A 15940-nucleotide genomic window follows, 5' to 3' on the forward strand; every position below is an offset into this window, starting at 1 on the left:
AATCGTCCTTGCACGACCTTTAGTTTCTCGGCTTAGCGGCAAAATCTTTCCAGGATTCGATCTCCACGTCAATCTGCTTCTCCATTTCATCGACCACAGCGTAGCATGATGCCGGAGGTGGTCCCTCGGAATGGAAAAGGACCGAATTGACGGTCGTCAGCTTAGAGAGCATTTTCGGCGGTTCGTTTGCGATCTCGGAAAGATTGGCGCCCTGCGGCACCAACTTGCCGGCGAATTCCATCGCGCGCTTCCCTACTTCGGAATCTTCACCGGCTTCCTCAGCCAGTTTCAAGGCGGCAGTGATCTCCTTGTTGGAACGCTCGAAAATCGAACGCACCCTCCACCACAACTCGAAGCGTTTGGCGGAATCCTCTGTTGAGTATTGCTCGTTCGGGTTCATCTTCAGCTCGAAACTCTGCACCTCCGAGCTGCCGTTGACCGTCAGCTTCGCCTTGTAGGTTCCGACCGGGGCCTGAACGATAATTCCGGGAGCTGGCTTTCCATTGACGGCGAGCACATCGGGATAGTTCATGTCCCAGATCATCCGGTTCAGCCCGGGCTCTTGGCTGAGAACGTCACCCTCGTAGGTTTTAATTAACTGATCCTTCTCGTCGAGGATGCTCAAGCTCACGTCTTTGGCGTCGTCGCCTAGCCAGTAGTTGATGACGGCGCCGTAGGGCCGGGCACCGCCGGCATCTAGGTATTTGCGTTTCCGTTCGCCGTTCACGATGCCGAGCTCGTAGAACGTGTGGCCCATGCGGCCGTTCTGGACGAAGTAATTCTTCTGTCCGCCGCCGACACCGCCCCCATAGAGCGCCCACCAGTTGATCCCCAGGCGGGTGTGTGCGCGCGGCTTGAACAGCTGCGAGGCTTGCCCTCGATGTTTCTCGTCCCACTGACGCAGGGGCGAAATGTCGTCGAGGATCCAGAAGCTGCGGCCGAAGGTGGCGATGCAGAGATCCTCATCCTTGATCTTGATGTCGTGCACGGGGACGGCGGGAAGATTCAGGTTCAGCGGCTTCCATGTGGAACCATCGTCGAAGGAGATGAACACCCCGGTCTCCGTTCCGGCAAACAGCAAGCCCTTACGAACGGTGTCTTCCCGAATCGTCCGGGTGATCTCGGTCTGCGGGAAATTTTCGCTCAGGTTGACCCAAGTCTTGCCGAAATCGGCGGACTTCCACAGATACGGCAGAAAATCATTGGCCGTGCGGTAACGGCTCGCGGCGAGGTAGACGGTTCCCGCGTCGTGCGGCGAGGCCTCCAGTTCATACACGTCGGTGTCTTCCGGCATGTCCGGAGGGGTGACGTTTTCCCACGATTTGCCGCCATCCTGCGTCACATGCACCAAGCCGTCATCGCTTCCCGTCCAGAGGATGCCCGGCTTGACCTTGGACGCCACCATGCGGTGGATCGTGTTGTAGGCTTCCTGACCGGATGTCTCAAGCGACGAGGGCGAGCCGCCGGCCTGCTGTTTCGATTCCTCATCCTTGGTCAGTACTGGGCTGATCTCCTCCCAGGTCATCCCTTCGTCTTTGCTGCGGAAGACGACTTCCGCCGCGGTGTAGAGAGTATTCTCGTCAAACGGATCGATCACGATTGGCGCGTGCCAGTTGAACCGGTACTTGGCTTTGTTCTGGCCTTCGCCGAAGGTCGGCATCGGCCAGACGTTCCGGTGTTCCCACTGTCCCGTCTTCAGGTTAACCCGCTGGATCGGACAGCCGCCGGCCGCAAACGTGCTCTGGGCGAGGTGGTAAACGATGTCCGGATCGGTGGGGTGCGGCACGCAGGGTCCTGATTCGCCACTTCCAATCACCGTCACCTCGGCCTGGGAGATGCCGCCATAAACCGAAGCCGAAGGCACTTTATAGCCGATCAGATCCTGGTTGTTCCCGTACAGGTTATAGGGGAACTGATTGTCAATATTGAGGCGGTAGACCTGCTGGGTAGGCTGCGTGTAAGGAGTCGACCAGGTTTTTCCTCCGTTGAGTGTCACCATCACACCACCGTCGTGCGTGACGATCATGCGGTCCCGATCGGTGGGATCAAATTTGATGTCCTGGAAGTCGTCCTTCGTGCCGCTGCGCTGCTTCCAATTCTTGCCACCGTCGAGCGACTGCCAGAGCTTGTTGGACGCCACCCACAACTCGTTACCGTCAATCGGACTGGCATGCAGGTGGTAGTAGTAGAACGGGCGCTGGGTGATGCCAACATGATCGGTCAGCCACTTCCAGGTCTTTCCACCGTCCTCCGACTGGTAGAGACCGTTCTTTTCCTTCGAGTCGATTAGGGCCGTGATACGGTTCGGCTTGTCTTTGGAGTGCGCCAGACCGATGCGGCCCAGGTTGTCCGAGGGCAGGCCGGGATTTCGCGTGATCTCCGTCCAGGTGTCACCACCATCGGTCGACTTGAAAATGCCGCTGTTGGGGCCGCCTGCCATCAATCCCCAGGTGCGCCGGTGGATCTCGAAGGTGGATGCATACAGGATGTTGGGATCATGATCGCACATGACTAGGTCGATCACGCCGGCCTGCTCGTGTTTGAAGAAGACCTGCTTCCACGTCTTGCCGCCATCCTTGCTGCGATAGACGCCGCGATCCTTGCTGGGGCCAAACGGGTTGCCGATGGCTGAAACATAGACCAGGTCCGGATTGTTCGGGTGAATACGCACCCGGGAGATGTTGCGTGTGTCCTTCAGTCCGATGTGTTTCCAGGTTTTGCCACCGTCCGTCGACTTGTAGACGCCATCCCCCCAGGACACGCAGTCTCGCAACTGGGGCTCACCGGTCCCGATGTAGATCGTCTCAGGACGGCTGCGGGCCACCGCGATGGCGCCTACCGAGCCAACGTTGATCTGGCCGTCCGTGATGGGGATCCAGTACTGGCCGGCGTCTTCCGTCTTCCACACTCCGCCGGAGGAATGGGCATGGTAGAAGACATTGCGATCGGTCGGGTGCATCTCTACTCCGCACCCGCGAACTCCAACAAAGGGTCCAACGCATCTCCATTCGAGCGAGCGCATCCGGCGATCGATCTCAGGATCAACTCGCTCCGCGAAAGGCACATCCTGGTTCGATACTGGTTTTGTAGCTTCATGCGGCCACACTTCAGCCTTGGCTTGCGATTGGCCGAGTGAAAACGCTCCCAACGCGAAGACGCCGACGAGGTAACAAATGGATCGATTTCTAATGGTTTGTTTGGACATAGTATTCGTGACCTGCAAATGACTTTCCCTCATGTTCTTCCCCCGGGGTGATGAAACAGTTCGTGCATTCAGATTGATGCTGAACCGCGGTTCGCTGTTTTGCGAATGTGATGTTGACAGTGTTGTCACATTTACTTCTACGTGTTCTTGTAAATCACTCGGCCCTTCATGATCAGGTCATGCTTCAAGGCCCGGTTGAGCATTTGGGCGGCTCCCGAATTCACCATCATGGCTTTCGACTTCTGCTCGGGCGAGAAGAATGTAATTTTCTCGGCCTGCAAATCACGGATTTGTTGAACGCGCTTTCGCTGCACCATCAGCCAGCCAATGTCGACTCCCTGTTCCTTTAGTTGGCTCGCCAGCGTCGCGGCCTCTTTCGCGTCGTGGCCGTCTGCCTCAATCTTGTCGTCAACGATCATTCGCCGTCCTCGAACGACATAACCCAGGTCCGCGATCTGGACACTTGATAACTTTGCGAAAGGATCAATGAACCGTTTACCGCCCTCTGGCGCGAGATCGCTCCACTGTATCGCCTTTGACACTGTATCGGTGTTCGTTTCGATTACGGTCGGTGCGGTCGACACCGGAGCGTTGGCATCGTCCGCATAGAGATTATTGAACGAAAGCAACATGATTAGCAACAAGATTGCCAGGGTTGAAAACCTGGGGCTATCGTGATGCACCTTCATTGATAGACGCCCAGAGAAAAAGAGGCCCAGAGAAAAAGAGGCCCAGAGAAAAAGAGGCGTTGAGAAAAAGAGACACTGACGAATAGGAATCGTTGTAAAAAGCATCGATGTACAAAACGTGGTGACAAGCCTTCAAATTGTGACTGCGATTTTGACAGTGACTTGACGGCCATTGTAACGGTTAGTCAAGAGTGTTGTGGTCTCATTCCATTATTATTGCTTTGCGTGGGGTTTGAATCTGATCGATCCAACAACTTTCCGACGGGTGAGATTTCGACACCAAACTCGGGACAGCAGAATAGATCGTTCATTTATTTGTGTCCCTGAGTCGTGGCTCGCAGAAATTTTACGTTGTTTCGGTTAGCAAATGTCAGGCGAATTTTCATATTAGTGCCGCGTCATCTTTATCACTGACCTGTTTTGCCACACCCACTGTCTGTTTTGGTTCTTGACATGCGAATCGACGTCGGGTAGCACATCGAACAAGCTTGCAAGCCGGAAAGATCAGGAAGTGGTAGCTTTTTGAGACGCTGGATTTTGGATCAATGTCGTTAAATCAAAGGTAAGCAGGCCAGGACCTGCCTTGTGTTGCGCTTGCGAGCATTTGAGTCAGGACTGGCCTGGCCTATAAAAAATTGGGAAACCGAATCATGAGATTGGCGGTTGTTGGGATAGGAATCTTGGTCCTTTCGTGCGTTGTCAGTGGCGAAGAAGGGTTTCATAAGCTTCAATGCGAGGGAGACTATGACACACCTTTGATTTCGGGAACGGAATTTAAGGTGCATCAGTTGGATCGTCCGCAACCGCCTCGCGTGGTGCCGGGCCGCATCGATCAGCAAGACACTGCCTTGCCGCCGTCCGACGCAATCGTTCTGTTTGACGGAAAGTCGCTTGATCAGTTCAAGCCAACCGAGTGGGAACTTCGCGACGGAGTGATTGTTGCAGGGACAGGGACTCTGTTCACGAAGGAGGCGTTTGGCGACTGCCAGCTACACGTCGAGTGGAAAGCCCCCAACCCGCCATCCGGTAATCCCATGAGTTCGGGGAACAGTGGCATCTTTTTGATGCAGCGGTATGAACTGCAAGTTTTCGATTCCTACACTTGCAGAATCTATGCAGATGGATCGGCCGGTGCAATTTATGGTCAAACGCCTCCGCTTTTCAATGTTTGTCGCCCACCTGGACAGTGGCAGAGCTATGATGTGTTTTTCACGGCACCTAAATTTGATGGAGAAAAGGTAGCCGAGCCCGCCCGGATTACCGTGTTGCACAATGGTGTGTTTATTCAAGTTGGCACTGAGATTTTAGGACCGACGCGACACAAGTTAACACTCCCCTATACACCGCATCCCGCTCGGATGCCTATCATGCTTCAAGGGCATAATAGCCCCGTTGAGTTCCGCAATATTTGGATACGAGATCTCGCAGTCGCGGGGAATAACCCAAAGGAGAATCTTTAATCATGACCAAACGCAATAGGCGAGAATTTCTCAAACGTACCGGACTTGCCGTAACGGCATCAGCGGCTGCTCCTATGATTGTTCCCGCCAGTGTACTGGGGGCTGACGCTCCGTCGAACAAGACCACAATGGGATTCATCGGAGTAGGAAGCCAGGGACACAATCTCAATTTGAAAATGTTTCTTGAGCAGGGAGATTGCCGGGCCATCGCGGTCTGTGACGTGAAGCCCGATGCCCGTGAAAGAGCTCGAAATACGGTCAACCAGACGTACGGTAATCAGGACTGCGACGTCACGGATGATTTTCGCGAGATACTGGATCGCAAAGACATTGATGCCGTTTGCATTTCCACACCGGATCACTGGCATGCCCCGATGTCGATCATGGCATTGGAAGCTGGGAAAGATGTCATCAGTGAAAAGCCAACTGTGACGATTCAGGAAGGGCGTGCGTTGGTTGATACGGTGAAAAAAACCGGACGCGTTTTTACTGTTGGCCTGGAAGACCGTTCGCTGCCGCGGTATCACAAGCTTGCCGAAGTGGTCCGAAATGGAGGAATTGGAAAACTGCACACGATCCATGTTGGGCTGCCGTACAAAGGAAAGGTCTGGGAGAAACTGCCGGAGTCTCCGGTGCCCGAAGGCATGAATTATCCGCTGTGGCTTGGGCCGGCACCTTACGCGCCGTATTGCACTAACCGCACGCAAACGCAGTGCTGGAGACAAATTGAGGATTATGCGGCTGGCGTACTGACCGATTGGGGAATGCATCTTTGCGACACGGCACAGGTTGCCAACTTTTCGGAAAACTCCAGCCCAGTGAAAGTGGAGGGCACTGGTATCATTCCCGAGAATGCGATGAACAGTGTGCCGAATAAGTTTGAGTTGACTTATACCTTTGCCAATGGCGTCGTGATGCATGTGAAATCGACCAACCCTAGCATTAAGTTCGAAGGGTCCGACGGCTGGTGTGGCAACAATGCTTGGAACAGTGCTCTAATGGCCTCGGATAAATCGCTCTTCAACGCGCAGTACGAAGACAACAAGTTGTGGGAGTGCCCGCCAAGGGAGCAAAGGAATTTCCTGGATTGCGTTCGTTCGGGAGCAAAGCCCAACTACGATGCCGAGGCACTTCACCGTCTCAGCACCACCCTGCTTACCGGAACCATCGCGATGAAGCTGGGTCGACCGCTGCAGTGGGATCCAGAAAAAGAAGAATTCGTCAACGATGCCAAGGCTAATGCACTTCGCAGCCGTCCGGTATCAACTGAGTGGATGAATGCCTAGTTAAGGAATGCCTTGGCAACAACGGACGTCGTGGGATTAGACAGAGAACCCAGAAACATGTTGGAATTCTGGCGAATCCGACTACGAAGTTCGCCAGCTTATTGATTGTTTGTTGTTAACGGACTCCAGCCGTTGGTTTCAATCCGATAGCAGATCGCGATCTCGTTCGGTGCTCGAAGTGGGGTTGTGATTACGAGGCCGTGCTCCGTCCGCTTCCACTTAATCTCGTCCGCTGAGTCAACAATCGAAACTCCGCTGATCATTACGTCATCGTGTCCTACACTGGCAAAGGACTTGTTTTGTGAATTTGTTGAAAACCGCTTGTGCTGGCGACTTGCCAATAGCAGCGGCAGTGGAACGGATGGCGACTCGTGCCGTGACGACCGAGAAGCAGATGGCGGCCTATTGAATGGTCTTTTTGATCGATTCGGACCAACACCTGCACATGGCGCTGAGCATCGACGTTACAGCTACACCTCGCTGAACTACACCTCGCTGAACGACAACAACTCGATTATCGACGGGAAAAAGTCGCCGTGTCACTCCGGCGCCACATGATTGATTTCGGTACGGCAATCGTCTAGGGTTTTGTAAGATGCTTTAAGACTGCATTTCAAGAACTTGGGAAGGGGGCCTATCGGCGTCCATTTCATAACCGTTTTGAACTACTCTCTACTCAATTCGATCCTTCCAAGTGAGCTTGTTATGAAGTCCTTCATGTTGCGTTGGTTGTTCGCATTATCAATGTTGGTGGGCATGGCGGTATCGATTGCTGATGCGGCCGATGCGACGGTGCGTGTCGACTGCCGAGACGGCGGGCATTCAATTAGCGACCGGCTGGTTGGCGCGTTCTTTGAAGATATCAACTTTGGTGCCGATGGCGGCTTTAGTGCTGAGCAGGTAATCAATCGCTCACTTGAAATCTCGAGGCCGCTAGTCGGTTGGATGAAAATTGGTGCAGACGTCAGCATGACGGCCGAGAACGAATCGCCGATCAAGGCAGCCAATCCAACTTTTTTGAGGCTAGCGACCGAGAGCGAATCGCCTACCGGCGGTGTCGAGAATCGCGGTTTCCGTGGCATGGGGGTCCGCGACGGAGAGACCTACCGTTTCACCGCCCAAGGACGCTCGACTGCGGGGGCGAAGATGAAGCTGGCAGTGCGGCTGGTGGCCGAGAACGACGAAGTGCTGGCCGAACAGTTCGTTACCCTTGGCGGCTCGGCATGGCATACCACCGAAGTCGACTTGGTGCCCAAACGGACCGAGTCCAAGGCGCGGCTGCAATTGTTGTTGCGATCCAAGGGCATTGTGGACCTCGACCTCATCTCGTTGTGCACCACCGACACGTGGATGGGCCGTCCGCATGGGTTGCGTAAAGACCTAGTGCAATTGCTCGCCGACATGAAGCCGGCGTTCTTTCGTTTCCCCGGCGGTTGCATCGTGGAAGGAAGCCAATTGAAGTACCGCTACCAATGGAAGACGACCATTGGGCCGCGCGACGAACGTCGGCTAATTGTCAACCGCTGGAACAACGAGTTCGCCCACCGTCCCACGCCCGACTACTATCAGTCGTTTGAGATCGGCTTCTTTGAGTACTTCCAGCTCGCCGAAGACCTTGGCGCCGAGCCGATGCCGATCATCAATTGCGGAATGGCTTGTCAATTCAACTCGGGTGAGCTAGTGCCGCTTGAGGAGCTCGAACCGTATATCCAAGACGCGCTCGACCTGATTGAATTCGCCAACGGGCCAATCGAAAGCGAATGGGGCAGTCGTCGCGCGGCGATGGGCCACCCCGAGCCGTTTGGTATGCGACTTTTGGGCGTCGGCAATGAGCAATGGGGGCCTGAGTACTTTGAACGCTATCGCCGCTTCGCTGAGGTATTGCAGTCCCGGTACCCTGATGTGGAACTGATCTCCACTTCGGGCCCCTTTCCGGCAGGCGAACGATTCGACTTCGCTTGGCCTCTGCTGCGGAACTTGAAGGTGCCGATTGTAGACGAGCACTGCTATGCCACGCCCGATTGGTTCATGCGTGAAGCGACGCGGTACGATCATTACGATCGAAAGGGACCTCGAATATTCATGGGCGAGTACGCCTCGCAATCCGTTCAGTTGGTTTGTCCTCAGAACCGAAATACACTTCGTTGCGCGCTAGCCGAGGCAGCATTTCTGACGGGTATCGAACGCAATGGCGACATTGTGGACATGAGTGCCTACGCCCCGCTGATGGCGCACGAAGAGGCGTGGCAGTGGCGGCCCAACCTGCTTTGGTTTGACAACCTCACGTCGTACGGATCACCCAGTTATTACACTCAGTTGTTGTTCAGCCATCATCACGGCGACCAGACGCGGCCCACCACGGTGACCGACACACGGCCCAGTCGCCAGCCGCGTGGGCGCATTGGTGTCGGCAGCACCGATGCGAGCGTCGAGTACAAAGGCATCAAATTCGAAAGTGGTGGTGACGTGCTATTCGATCAACGGGACATCAAAGACGACGATGTGTTGAAAGTAGGGATCGGCAGTCGCTGGAACGTCACTCCCGAAGTTACCCGTCAAACCAGCCGCGGTGGATATACTCGTGCGATGATGGGCGATTACCGTTGGAGTGATGGCACGTTGACGCTCCAGGCACGCAAAGTAGCTGGCCGCGGCGGACTCATGGTTTTGTTCCGCAATACCGATGGTGGATCACGTATTGAGTGGAACATCGGTGCCGGTGGCAAGCACCAACTTCTAAGCCGCCAAGCGACGCACTGGGACGTGCCTGTTGTGGCCGACGAAACGCCGGGCACCATCGAAGACGGCAAATGGTACGACGTCCGTGTCGAACTTGATGGCACGCGGGTGAAGTGCTACCTGAATGACAACTTGGTGCACGACGTGGATATGCCCGATCCCCACATTGCGCAGCTCTTCGCCATCGGCAGCGTCGATAACGACTCAGGCGAGACGATCGTCAAAATCGTGAACCCTACGGCAAAATCGGTCGAGGTGGACGTCGATCTTGCCGGTGCCGAGTTAGCATCCGACACCTGCCAAGTCATCACTTTGGCGGCCGATAACCCCGAGGCAGAGAACTCCATTGCCGAGCCCAAGCATGTTGCACCGCAAACATCAACCGAAACGGTCAGTGGGGCCAGGTTCACAAGAGAGTTCCCCGCGTGGTCGTTTACGGTCATGCGGTTGAAAACGCAGTAGATCGTGCCGATTCGTTCGCGGTTTCGACGCCGGTCGTGCGTCAGTGATTCATCCTGGAAAATCATGGGTGAATCATGTGACAACCATCATGTGGCAACGTTATTAAACTGCGAGATCTCATCCACCAGCCTCGATTTCTCGGTCGCCGACGTCTTACGGAAGCGATCGCGACCACGATACCTAGTGTGACAGCTAATGTTGTGATCGCTAACGTGAAGCCAAAGCAGCTGGAATCGTCACGAAAGTAGGATCCTCCTCTCTTCAAGCATTGGTGGTGTCGGAGCAGGCAAAGGTCCCGTTTCTGGGAAGGTTTTAGTATTTTTTTGAAAATCTCGAAAAAATGCGTTAAGGAACTCTCCAGACCCGCCATTACTTCTCCAAGGGTACGTCCTAGCCCGCACTGTCAGTGGTTTTTCTGGCGTGAATGGGTGATGCAACTGGCACTGGGCCAAATTGGCAAGAATCGCCGATTGGCAGTGCTGCCGCGGAGGATGGGCATTCAAAGGATGGGCATTACATCGTCAAGGTGTTTGTCTATCGAAGGTTATGAATTGTGCTCGGGATCAGGCCACGGCAACTGACAACTTTTGAGATTATTTTTTCTGTGACTTTAACAAAGGCGAGCAGGAGTATGGAAATTGTGGGATTTTTAAAAATAGAAGGGAAAGCACCGGTGAGAAAGAGATTTTCCGCGTTAGCATTGTTTGTCCCCCTGACCCTGGGCGTTGTCCTGCTACCGGTTGGCCTTCACGCACAAACGACCGTCACATGGGATGGTGCCGGTGATGGCACGACCTATGAAGACGGCGGTAACTGGGGCGGAAGTGCTCCCGCGGATGATCTCACCACCAATATCGCCGAATTCACCGGCCCGACCGTCGATCTGTCGTCCACTCGCCAAGTGAATGGCCTTAATTTTAGCAGTGGTTCCACCTTGTCAGGATCCGGTAACATCGAAGTCGGGTCGAGTGGCATCGTCGCCGGCGGCGACAGCACGATTGGCACCGGAGTCACTTTCAATCAGTCTAATTCCGATATCAATCTTTCCGGTGGGACTCTCGATATCACTGGCCAAGTCTTCGGCAGCGGGGATATCACGATCAACGACACGGGCGCTAGCGACCCGACGGTTCATTTACATTTCAACACGAACGACGCTAGTTTCACCGGCGACTACACCGTGATAGGGGATGGCGTGCTTCGATCAGAAAGGCACTCTCTTAGGCTATCCGCCGGGGGCGGCACCATCACGCTGGACGGTGGCACGGTATCTGCCGATGGCGACCATCTCGATTTGAGCGGTCGTGACGTTGTCCTGACTTCAAACGGGGGCACGCTCCAGCATGCCCACGCCAGAAACGTGTTTGGTGGTTACGCGGTTTCAGGTGCTGGGGAATTGACGATCAGTGGGGAATTATCTACATCCACCGCTGGGCGAATGCAACTGCAAGGTACCAACACTTACACCGGGGGCACTCGCATTGTGAATGGTGGCCAAGCATGGGCCTATTCTGATGCGTCGTTCGGTGCTGCAGGCACCTCGATTACGATGGATAGCGGCGGGACGTATTATGCTGCGAACAATGTGGATATCGGTACACGCGCGATCATCGTGGAGAGTGGTGGCGGCAGATTCAATACAAACAATAAGACCACGACTGTGGGAGGCGTGATTTCAGGTTCCGGCGCCTTGGATGTGGTTGGTAGCGGAACGCTTCTGCTTACGGCGGACAGCACCGCCACCTACACGGGCGACATCTCGATTGATGGAAACGCAGTCGTGAAAGCGGCAAGAAACAGTATCGCCTTGGACAGCGGCTCCGCCAACATCAATCTCTCAAACGGAGGTGAACTGTCTGCAAATGCCGACCACTTTGATTTGACCGGCCGCAATATTGTCTTGGGTGAAGCCGGTGGCGTCCTTCGCCATGCCCACGCCAGGAACATCTATGGCATGGGCGGTACCGTCATCTCAGGTGCTGGTGAATTGACGCTTGCTGGTAGCAGTTCGGATGCCGGGCGGATCCAACTGCAGGGGACTAACACCTACACCGGGGGCACTCGCATTATCGACGGTGCTCAGGCATGGGCCTATTCCGAGGCGTCCTTGGGTGATGTGAATTCTTCGGTTACCATCGATGGCGGCGATTATTTTGCTAATAGTAACGTGATTCACAGCGCTCGCGACTTCATTATTGAAAGTGGTGGGGCTGAATTCAAGAATAACGATAAGACCACCACTATCGATGGTGTGTTTTCAGGAACAGGCACCCTGACAATCGCCGACAATAGCGGACAGCTCCGTTTGCGAAATGCGGGCAATCTGTTCTCGGGCGATATCGAATTCGCAGGAGCTGACTCCAAGCTAGTCGTGAAGTCACTCGGTGGTGGTTCCTACGGTGGTAGCATTAGCGGTATTGACCCTGGTTCAATTTTTGACATCACCGGAACGGTTCTGCTCGAAGGTGACAGCACCTTCCTTGGCCAAACTAGGCTGTTCGGCGACGGTGCAATCGGCGGTAACGGCTCGATTGATGGAAGCCTCCTGCTTAACGCAGGCACAAAGTTTGTCTTCTCCGAAACTAGCACTCTTGATGTCGCAGGCACGGTCACCTTGGACAACACCTTCGGTGTTGATGATCTGGTTGGCATTTCTTCGGGTACGGCGGATGGTACCTATACGCTGATCGGTGAAACCGCCTCCGTGTTTGACAACATCGAGAACTTTGGGGTCGCCAATGCGTTCGATCTGGGCAGTGGCAAGAGCGCCTACTTCCAAAACGGCAGTCTACAGCTCGTCGTCTCGGCCGTGGCTGTTCCGGAACCTGGTTCGCTTGCGATGCTAGGCCTGGGATGTGTTGCCCTCGTGGTCCGCCGACGTCGGTTCTAGGGACGTGATTTTTATTGCGAGTCGGCCCGCTCCTTAGGCAGCAGGCCGACTACTCTCAAGCTAACGATTTGAACCCTTCCCCCCGCCGATCTAGACGCAGTCGCTCGTAGACGAGGTGTTTTTGAGTGAGTCGGCGTTTGGGTTCAAACCCAAGTCAATTACAAAAAGTGTCTAAGGCACCCTTCCTTTAAGCGAACGCCATGAAAAGTTGCTGCGACAAGTCGGCGAACTCAGTTTGTATTCCGAGCAATGGCTCAATCATGAATCTAGAACGAAATAGCGCGAGACCAATCTTTGGCGTACTGCTGCTTGCTGTGGTACTTTGCCAAACGGCGTCGGGACAATATACAGCCAATAGCTTGGCGGAATTGCGTAGCTTCGCATCGGCCCACAACAATGCGACGATCACCCTGGCGGCCGGTGACTACTGGATCGACGGTGACCATATCGCCAATCCGACCAGTTCCGAGCCAACATTTCTGGAACTGACGGGTACCGGCAACACCTATAATCTTACGGGTGCCAACATCAAGCTCGATACACGCAAGCTTGATGGATTCGGTCGAGCGCTCGGCCATGACAGCGGCATCGAAGTGGTCAAGATCAGTGGTTCCAATAACACCGTCAACGGACTTAGTCTGACTGGGTATGACGTGGACGTGAGCACTCCAGCCCAACGCCATGCTGACTGGGCCGCCGTCTATGTTCAGATGACCGGAACCAGCAACACCGTCAATGGAGCTCACGTCTTGACCCGCGGTTCGTCCCCCTACGGACTAGGGGATGTGTTCGGTAAGGGGGCGCGGGTAAGCCCGCAGGGATGGGATCCCGGACCGGCACTCGATGAGAATGGCGACCCGGTTGGCGATGGGGTGGGGCTGCCTTGGCACGGCCATAACAAGACATCCGCGTTCCAGGTCATCGACACCGTCGACGCAGTGATCAACGACATGCACCTGGACGTCAAAACCTACGGGCACGGCTTTTTTGTCCAGGGGACGGCAACCAACACCACGCTCACCAACAGCACCGTCACCGGCGAGCTATTCTCTAGCAACGACGTGATCGCAACCGATCTGTACCAGGAATACGGCTTCACCTCTCACGGCAATGAACTTCCCGCCGACATGATGATCTCGGGTGCCGAAGACGGAGTGCGGATGTACAACGGCCCCAGTGGGCTGACGGTCGACAACGTGGTCGTCACCAACATGCGGACCGGCTTCTCGACCGCGCTGGGTAAAGGCGACATCAACCTCAACAACGTCGAGGCTTACGGCACAGAGAACGCATTCAACTTCAAGTCTAGCACCACCATCACGAACGCCAAGGGCGACATCACGCACGGTCCGCTGCTGCACACTCCCTACGACAGCGCAAGCAACACGTCGATCGATATTGAGCTGGTTGGTGGCGTCCCCGAAGGGGTGGACTGGGCGGTGGCTTACGTCGCCGGCAACAACCTCGACATCACGATCAATAGAGACCTTGCTGCGGGGGCTCTGCCGGCGGATTCATTGGTTCGGTTTGGCCAGGTGTTCTTTGATAATTGGCGCGATTCGAAACACCCCACTGGCCCAGAGGATCACGGCGACAACAACTTCGACTATATCAATTCCGAGTTCCACAACAATACGAACCAGATGCTGGTGCTCGGCAATGAAGTCACAGGCAACACCGGCAGTTCTCAAGCTGGCGTGATTAGTAACGGCAAAGACAACCAGTATGACGGGGTCACGATGGTCTTTGACGGTACCCGTCTCACGGCCCAACACGTCAACGGTTTGGGCAACGGTGGCACTGACGCCGACGGGACGCTTGACTCCAACGGCTCGATCGTTTTCGATGGCTCGACTCTGGAAATCCAGGCCGGAATCCGCATCACCAACGAAAAACTTGTGATCACCGGCGACGGGGTCGATGGCAAGGGCGCCCTCTACAGCGAAGGGTCGACCACATCCGGCGATACCCGTTTCGGTAGTTCCAACAACAGCGATGAGAGCACGGTTTTCCTCGACGGCGATGCTTCCATCGGCGTGGGCGGCGCGGGCAAAGGGATGTTGGTCGGTCGGATCCAGGGCACCGGCGACCTGACCAAACGCGGAGCGGGCGAGTTGGTCATGAGCAAATCCAGCAACTACGACGGCGACCTGATTGTTGCCGAGGGCCACGTCACGGCCCGATCGAACGTGGTTCGCCAAGGACTGAGCGTTGCGGCGGATGCCTCCATTTCAGCGATTGGCAACAACGCGTTCAATACCACCGGCGATGTCGATCTGGACGGCACCTTGGATCTCAATAGCCGTGGCGGCAACTTCATTAGCGTCCTCAGCGGCACAATCGGTCGTTTGAACGGCAGCGGTCGAATCACATCCTCGAACACCGGGAACGCGAGTTCCGGCGGAACGCTGAACTTCGCTGGCAACGGCGCCGATGGGCTCTTCAGCGGTGCGATCGACGGCGCCGTCAGCCTCGTCAAGTCCGGCGCCAACACGCAGACCCTCGCCGGCACGATGACCCATACGGGCACGACGATCGTCACCGCAGGTCACTTGTTTGTCAACGGAACTCACACCGGTGGCGACGATTACACCATCACAGCCGATGGCTTTCTCGGTGGCAACGGGGCGATTGATTCGGCGGTGTTGGTGGAAACAGGTGGCCATTTGGCACCAGGTGCGAGTGCCGGATCACTGTTCGTCAGCGATTTGATGTTGTCATCGGGGTCGTTCTTCGATGTCGAAGTTGGAGGAACGACGGCGGGATCCGAATATGACCAATTGACGACTGACACGGCGATGCTCGATGGGATTTTGAGTATTTCGCTGCTTGAAGCGGACGAATCAGCCTACCTTCCTTTGCTGAGCGACAGCTTCACCGTTCTATTGTCCAACAACGCATTGTCGGGCGTGTTTGAGAATGTCGTCAGTGGTGAACGACTCGCAACCGTCGCGGGCGAAGGGACATTCGTGGTGACGTACGGCGGTGGGACCAATTCGGTGGTCCTTTCGAACTTCCTCGTCTCAGCAGTACCTGAGCCGAGTTCAGCCGCGATGTTGGGGATGCTTGGCATCTCGGTATTGATAGTGCGGCGGCGAAAGCGGAGCCACGCCATCGGACGTGTGTTCCCAAGAACCGAATCCCAGCAACACTGACTCATTGATCCGATAACAACTTGCCTACTTGTCTCGGACGCGTGTTAGACAGAT

The 15940-nt window shown here is 55.3% G+C and carries 8 protein-coding genes; 6 read left to right on the forward strand and 2 right to left on the reverse strand.

What is annotated here, in order from left to right; translation table 11 throughout:
• Nucleotides 1-19 precede the first annotated feature (19 nt).
• On the reverse strand, nt 20-3205 hold the full coding sequence (locus CA13_RS30155) for a WD40/YVTN/BNR-like repeat-containing protein (RefSeq protein ID WP_419195023.1): 3186 nt from the start codon (nt 3203-3205) through the stop codon (nt 20-22).
• A gap of 137 nt (nt 3206-3342) precedes the next feature.
• Entirely contained in the window at nt 3343-3894 is a 552-nt protein-coding gene (locus tag CA13_RS30160) for a hypothetical protein (protein ID WP_146402987.1), read from the reverse strand.
• Between the two features lie 650 nt (nt 3895-4544).
• Here CA13_RS30160 and CA13_RS30165 point away from each other — a divergent pair.
• The 6 genes from CA13_RS30165 to CA13_RS30190 all read left to right on the forward strand — a co-directional run bounded on the left by CA13_RS30165 (nt 4545) and on the right by CA13_RS30190 (nt 15886).
• Nucleotides 4545-5354: a 3-keto-disaccharide hydrolase gene (locus CA13_RS30165; RefSeq protein WP_146402989.1), complete on the forward strand. Its 810-nt coding sequence runs from the start codon at nt 4545-4547 to the stop codon at nt 5352-5354.
• Nucleotides 5355-5356: 2 nt separating this feature from the next.
• Nucleotides 5357-6640, forward strand: a complete 1284-nt coding sequence (locus tag CA13_RS30170) for a Gfo/Idh/MocA family protein (RefSeq protein ID WP_146402991.1) — start codon at nt 5357-5359, stop codon at nt 6638-6640.
• Nucleotides 6641-6826: 186 nt separating this feature from the next.
• Entirely contained in the window at nt 6827-7198 is a 372-nt protein-coding gene (locus CA13_RS30175) for a hypothetical protein (protein ID WP_146402993.1), read from the forward strand.
• Nucleotides 7199-7345: 147 nt separating this feature from the next.
• Nucleotides 7346-9841 (forward strand): alpha-L-arabinofuranosidase C-terminal domain-containing protein, encoded by a 2496-nt coding sequence (locus CA13_RS30180; protein WP_146402995.1) that lies wholly within the window; start codon nt 7346-7348, stop codon nt 9839-9841.
• Between the two features lie 673 nt (nt 9842-10514).
• The gene (locus CA13_RS30185; protein WP_419195024.1) at nt 10515-12731 is read left to right on the forward strand and encodes a PEP-CTERM sorting domain-containing protein; all 2217 of its coding nucleotides are present in this window, start codon (nt 10515-10517) and stop codon (nt 12729-12731) included.
• 260 nt (nt 12732-12991) lie between these two features.
• Entirely contained in the window at nt 12992-15886 is a 2895-nt protein-coding gene (locus CA13_RS30190) for a PEP-CTERM sorting domain-containing protein (protein ID WP_419195025.1), read from the forward strand.
• Nucleotides 15887-15940 lie beyond the last annotated feature (54 nt).

Source organism: Novipirellula herctigrandis (genome assembly GCA_007859835.1).
Classification (GTDB): Bacteria; Planctomycetota; Planctomycetia; order Pirellulales; family Pirellulaceae; genus Novipirellula_A; species Novipirellula_A herctigrandis.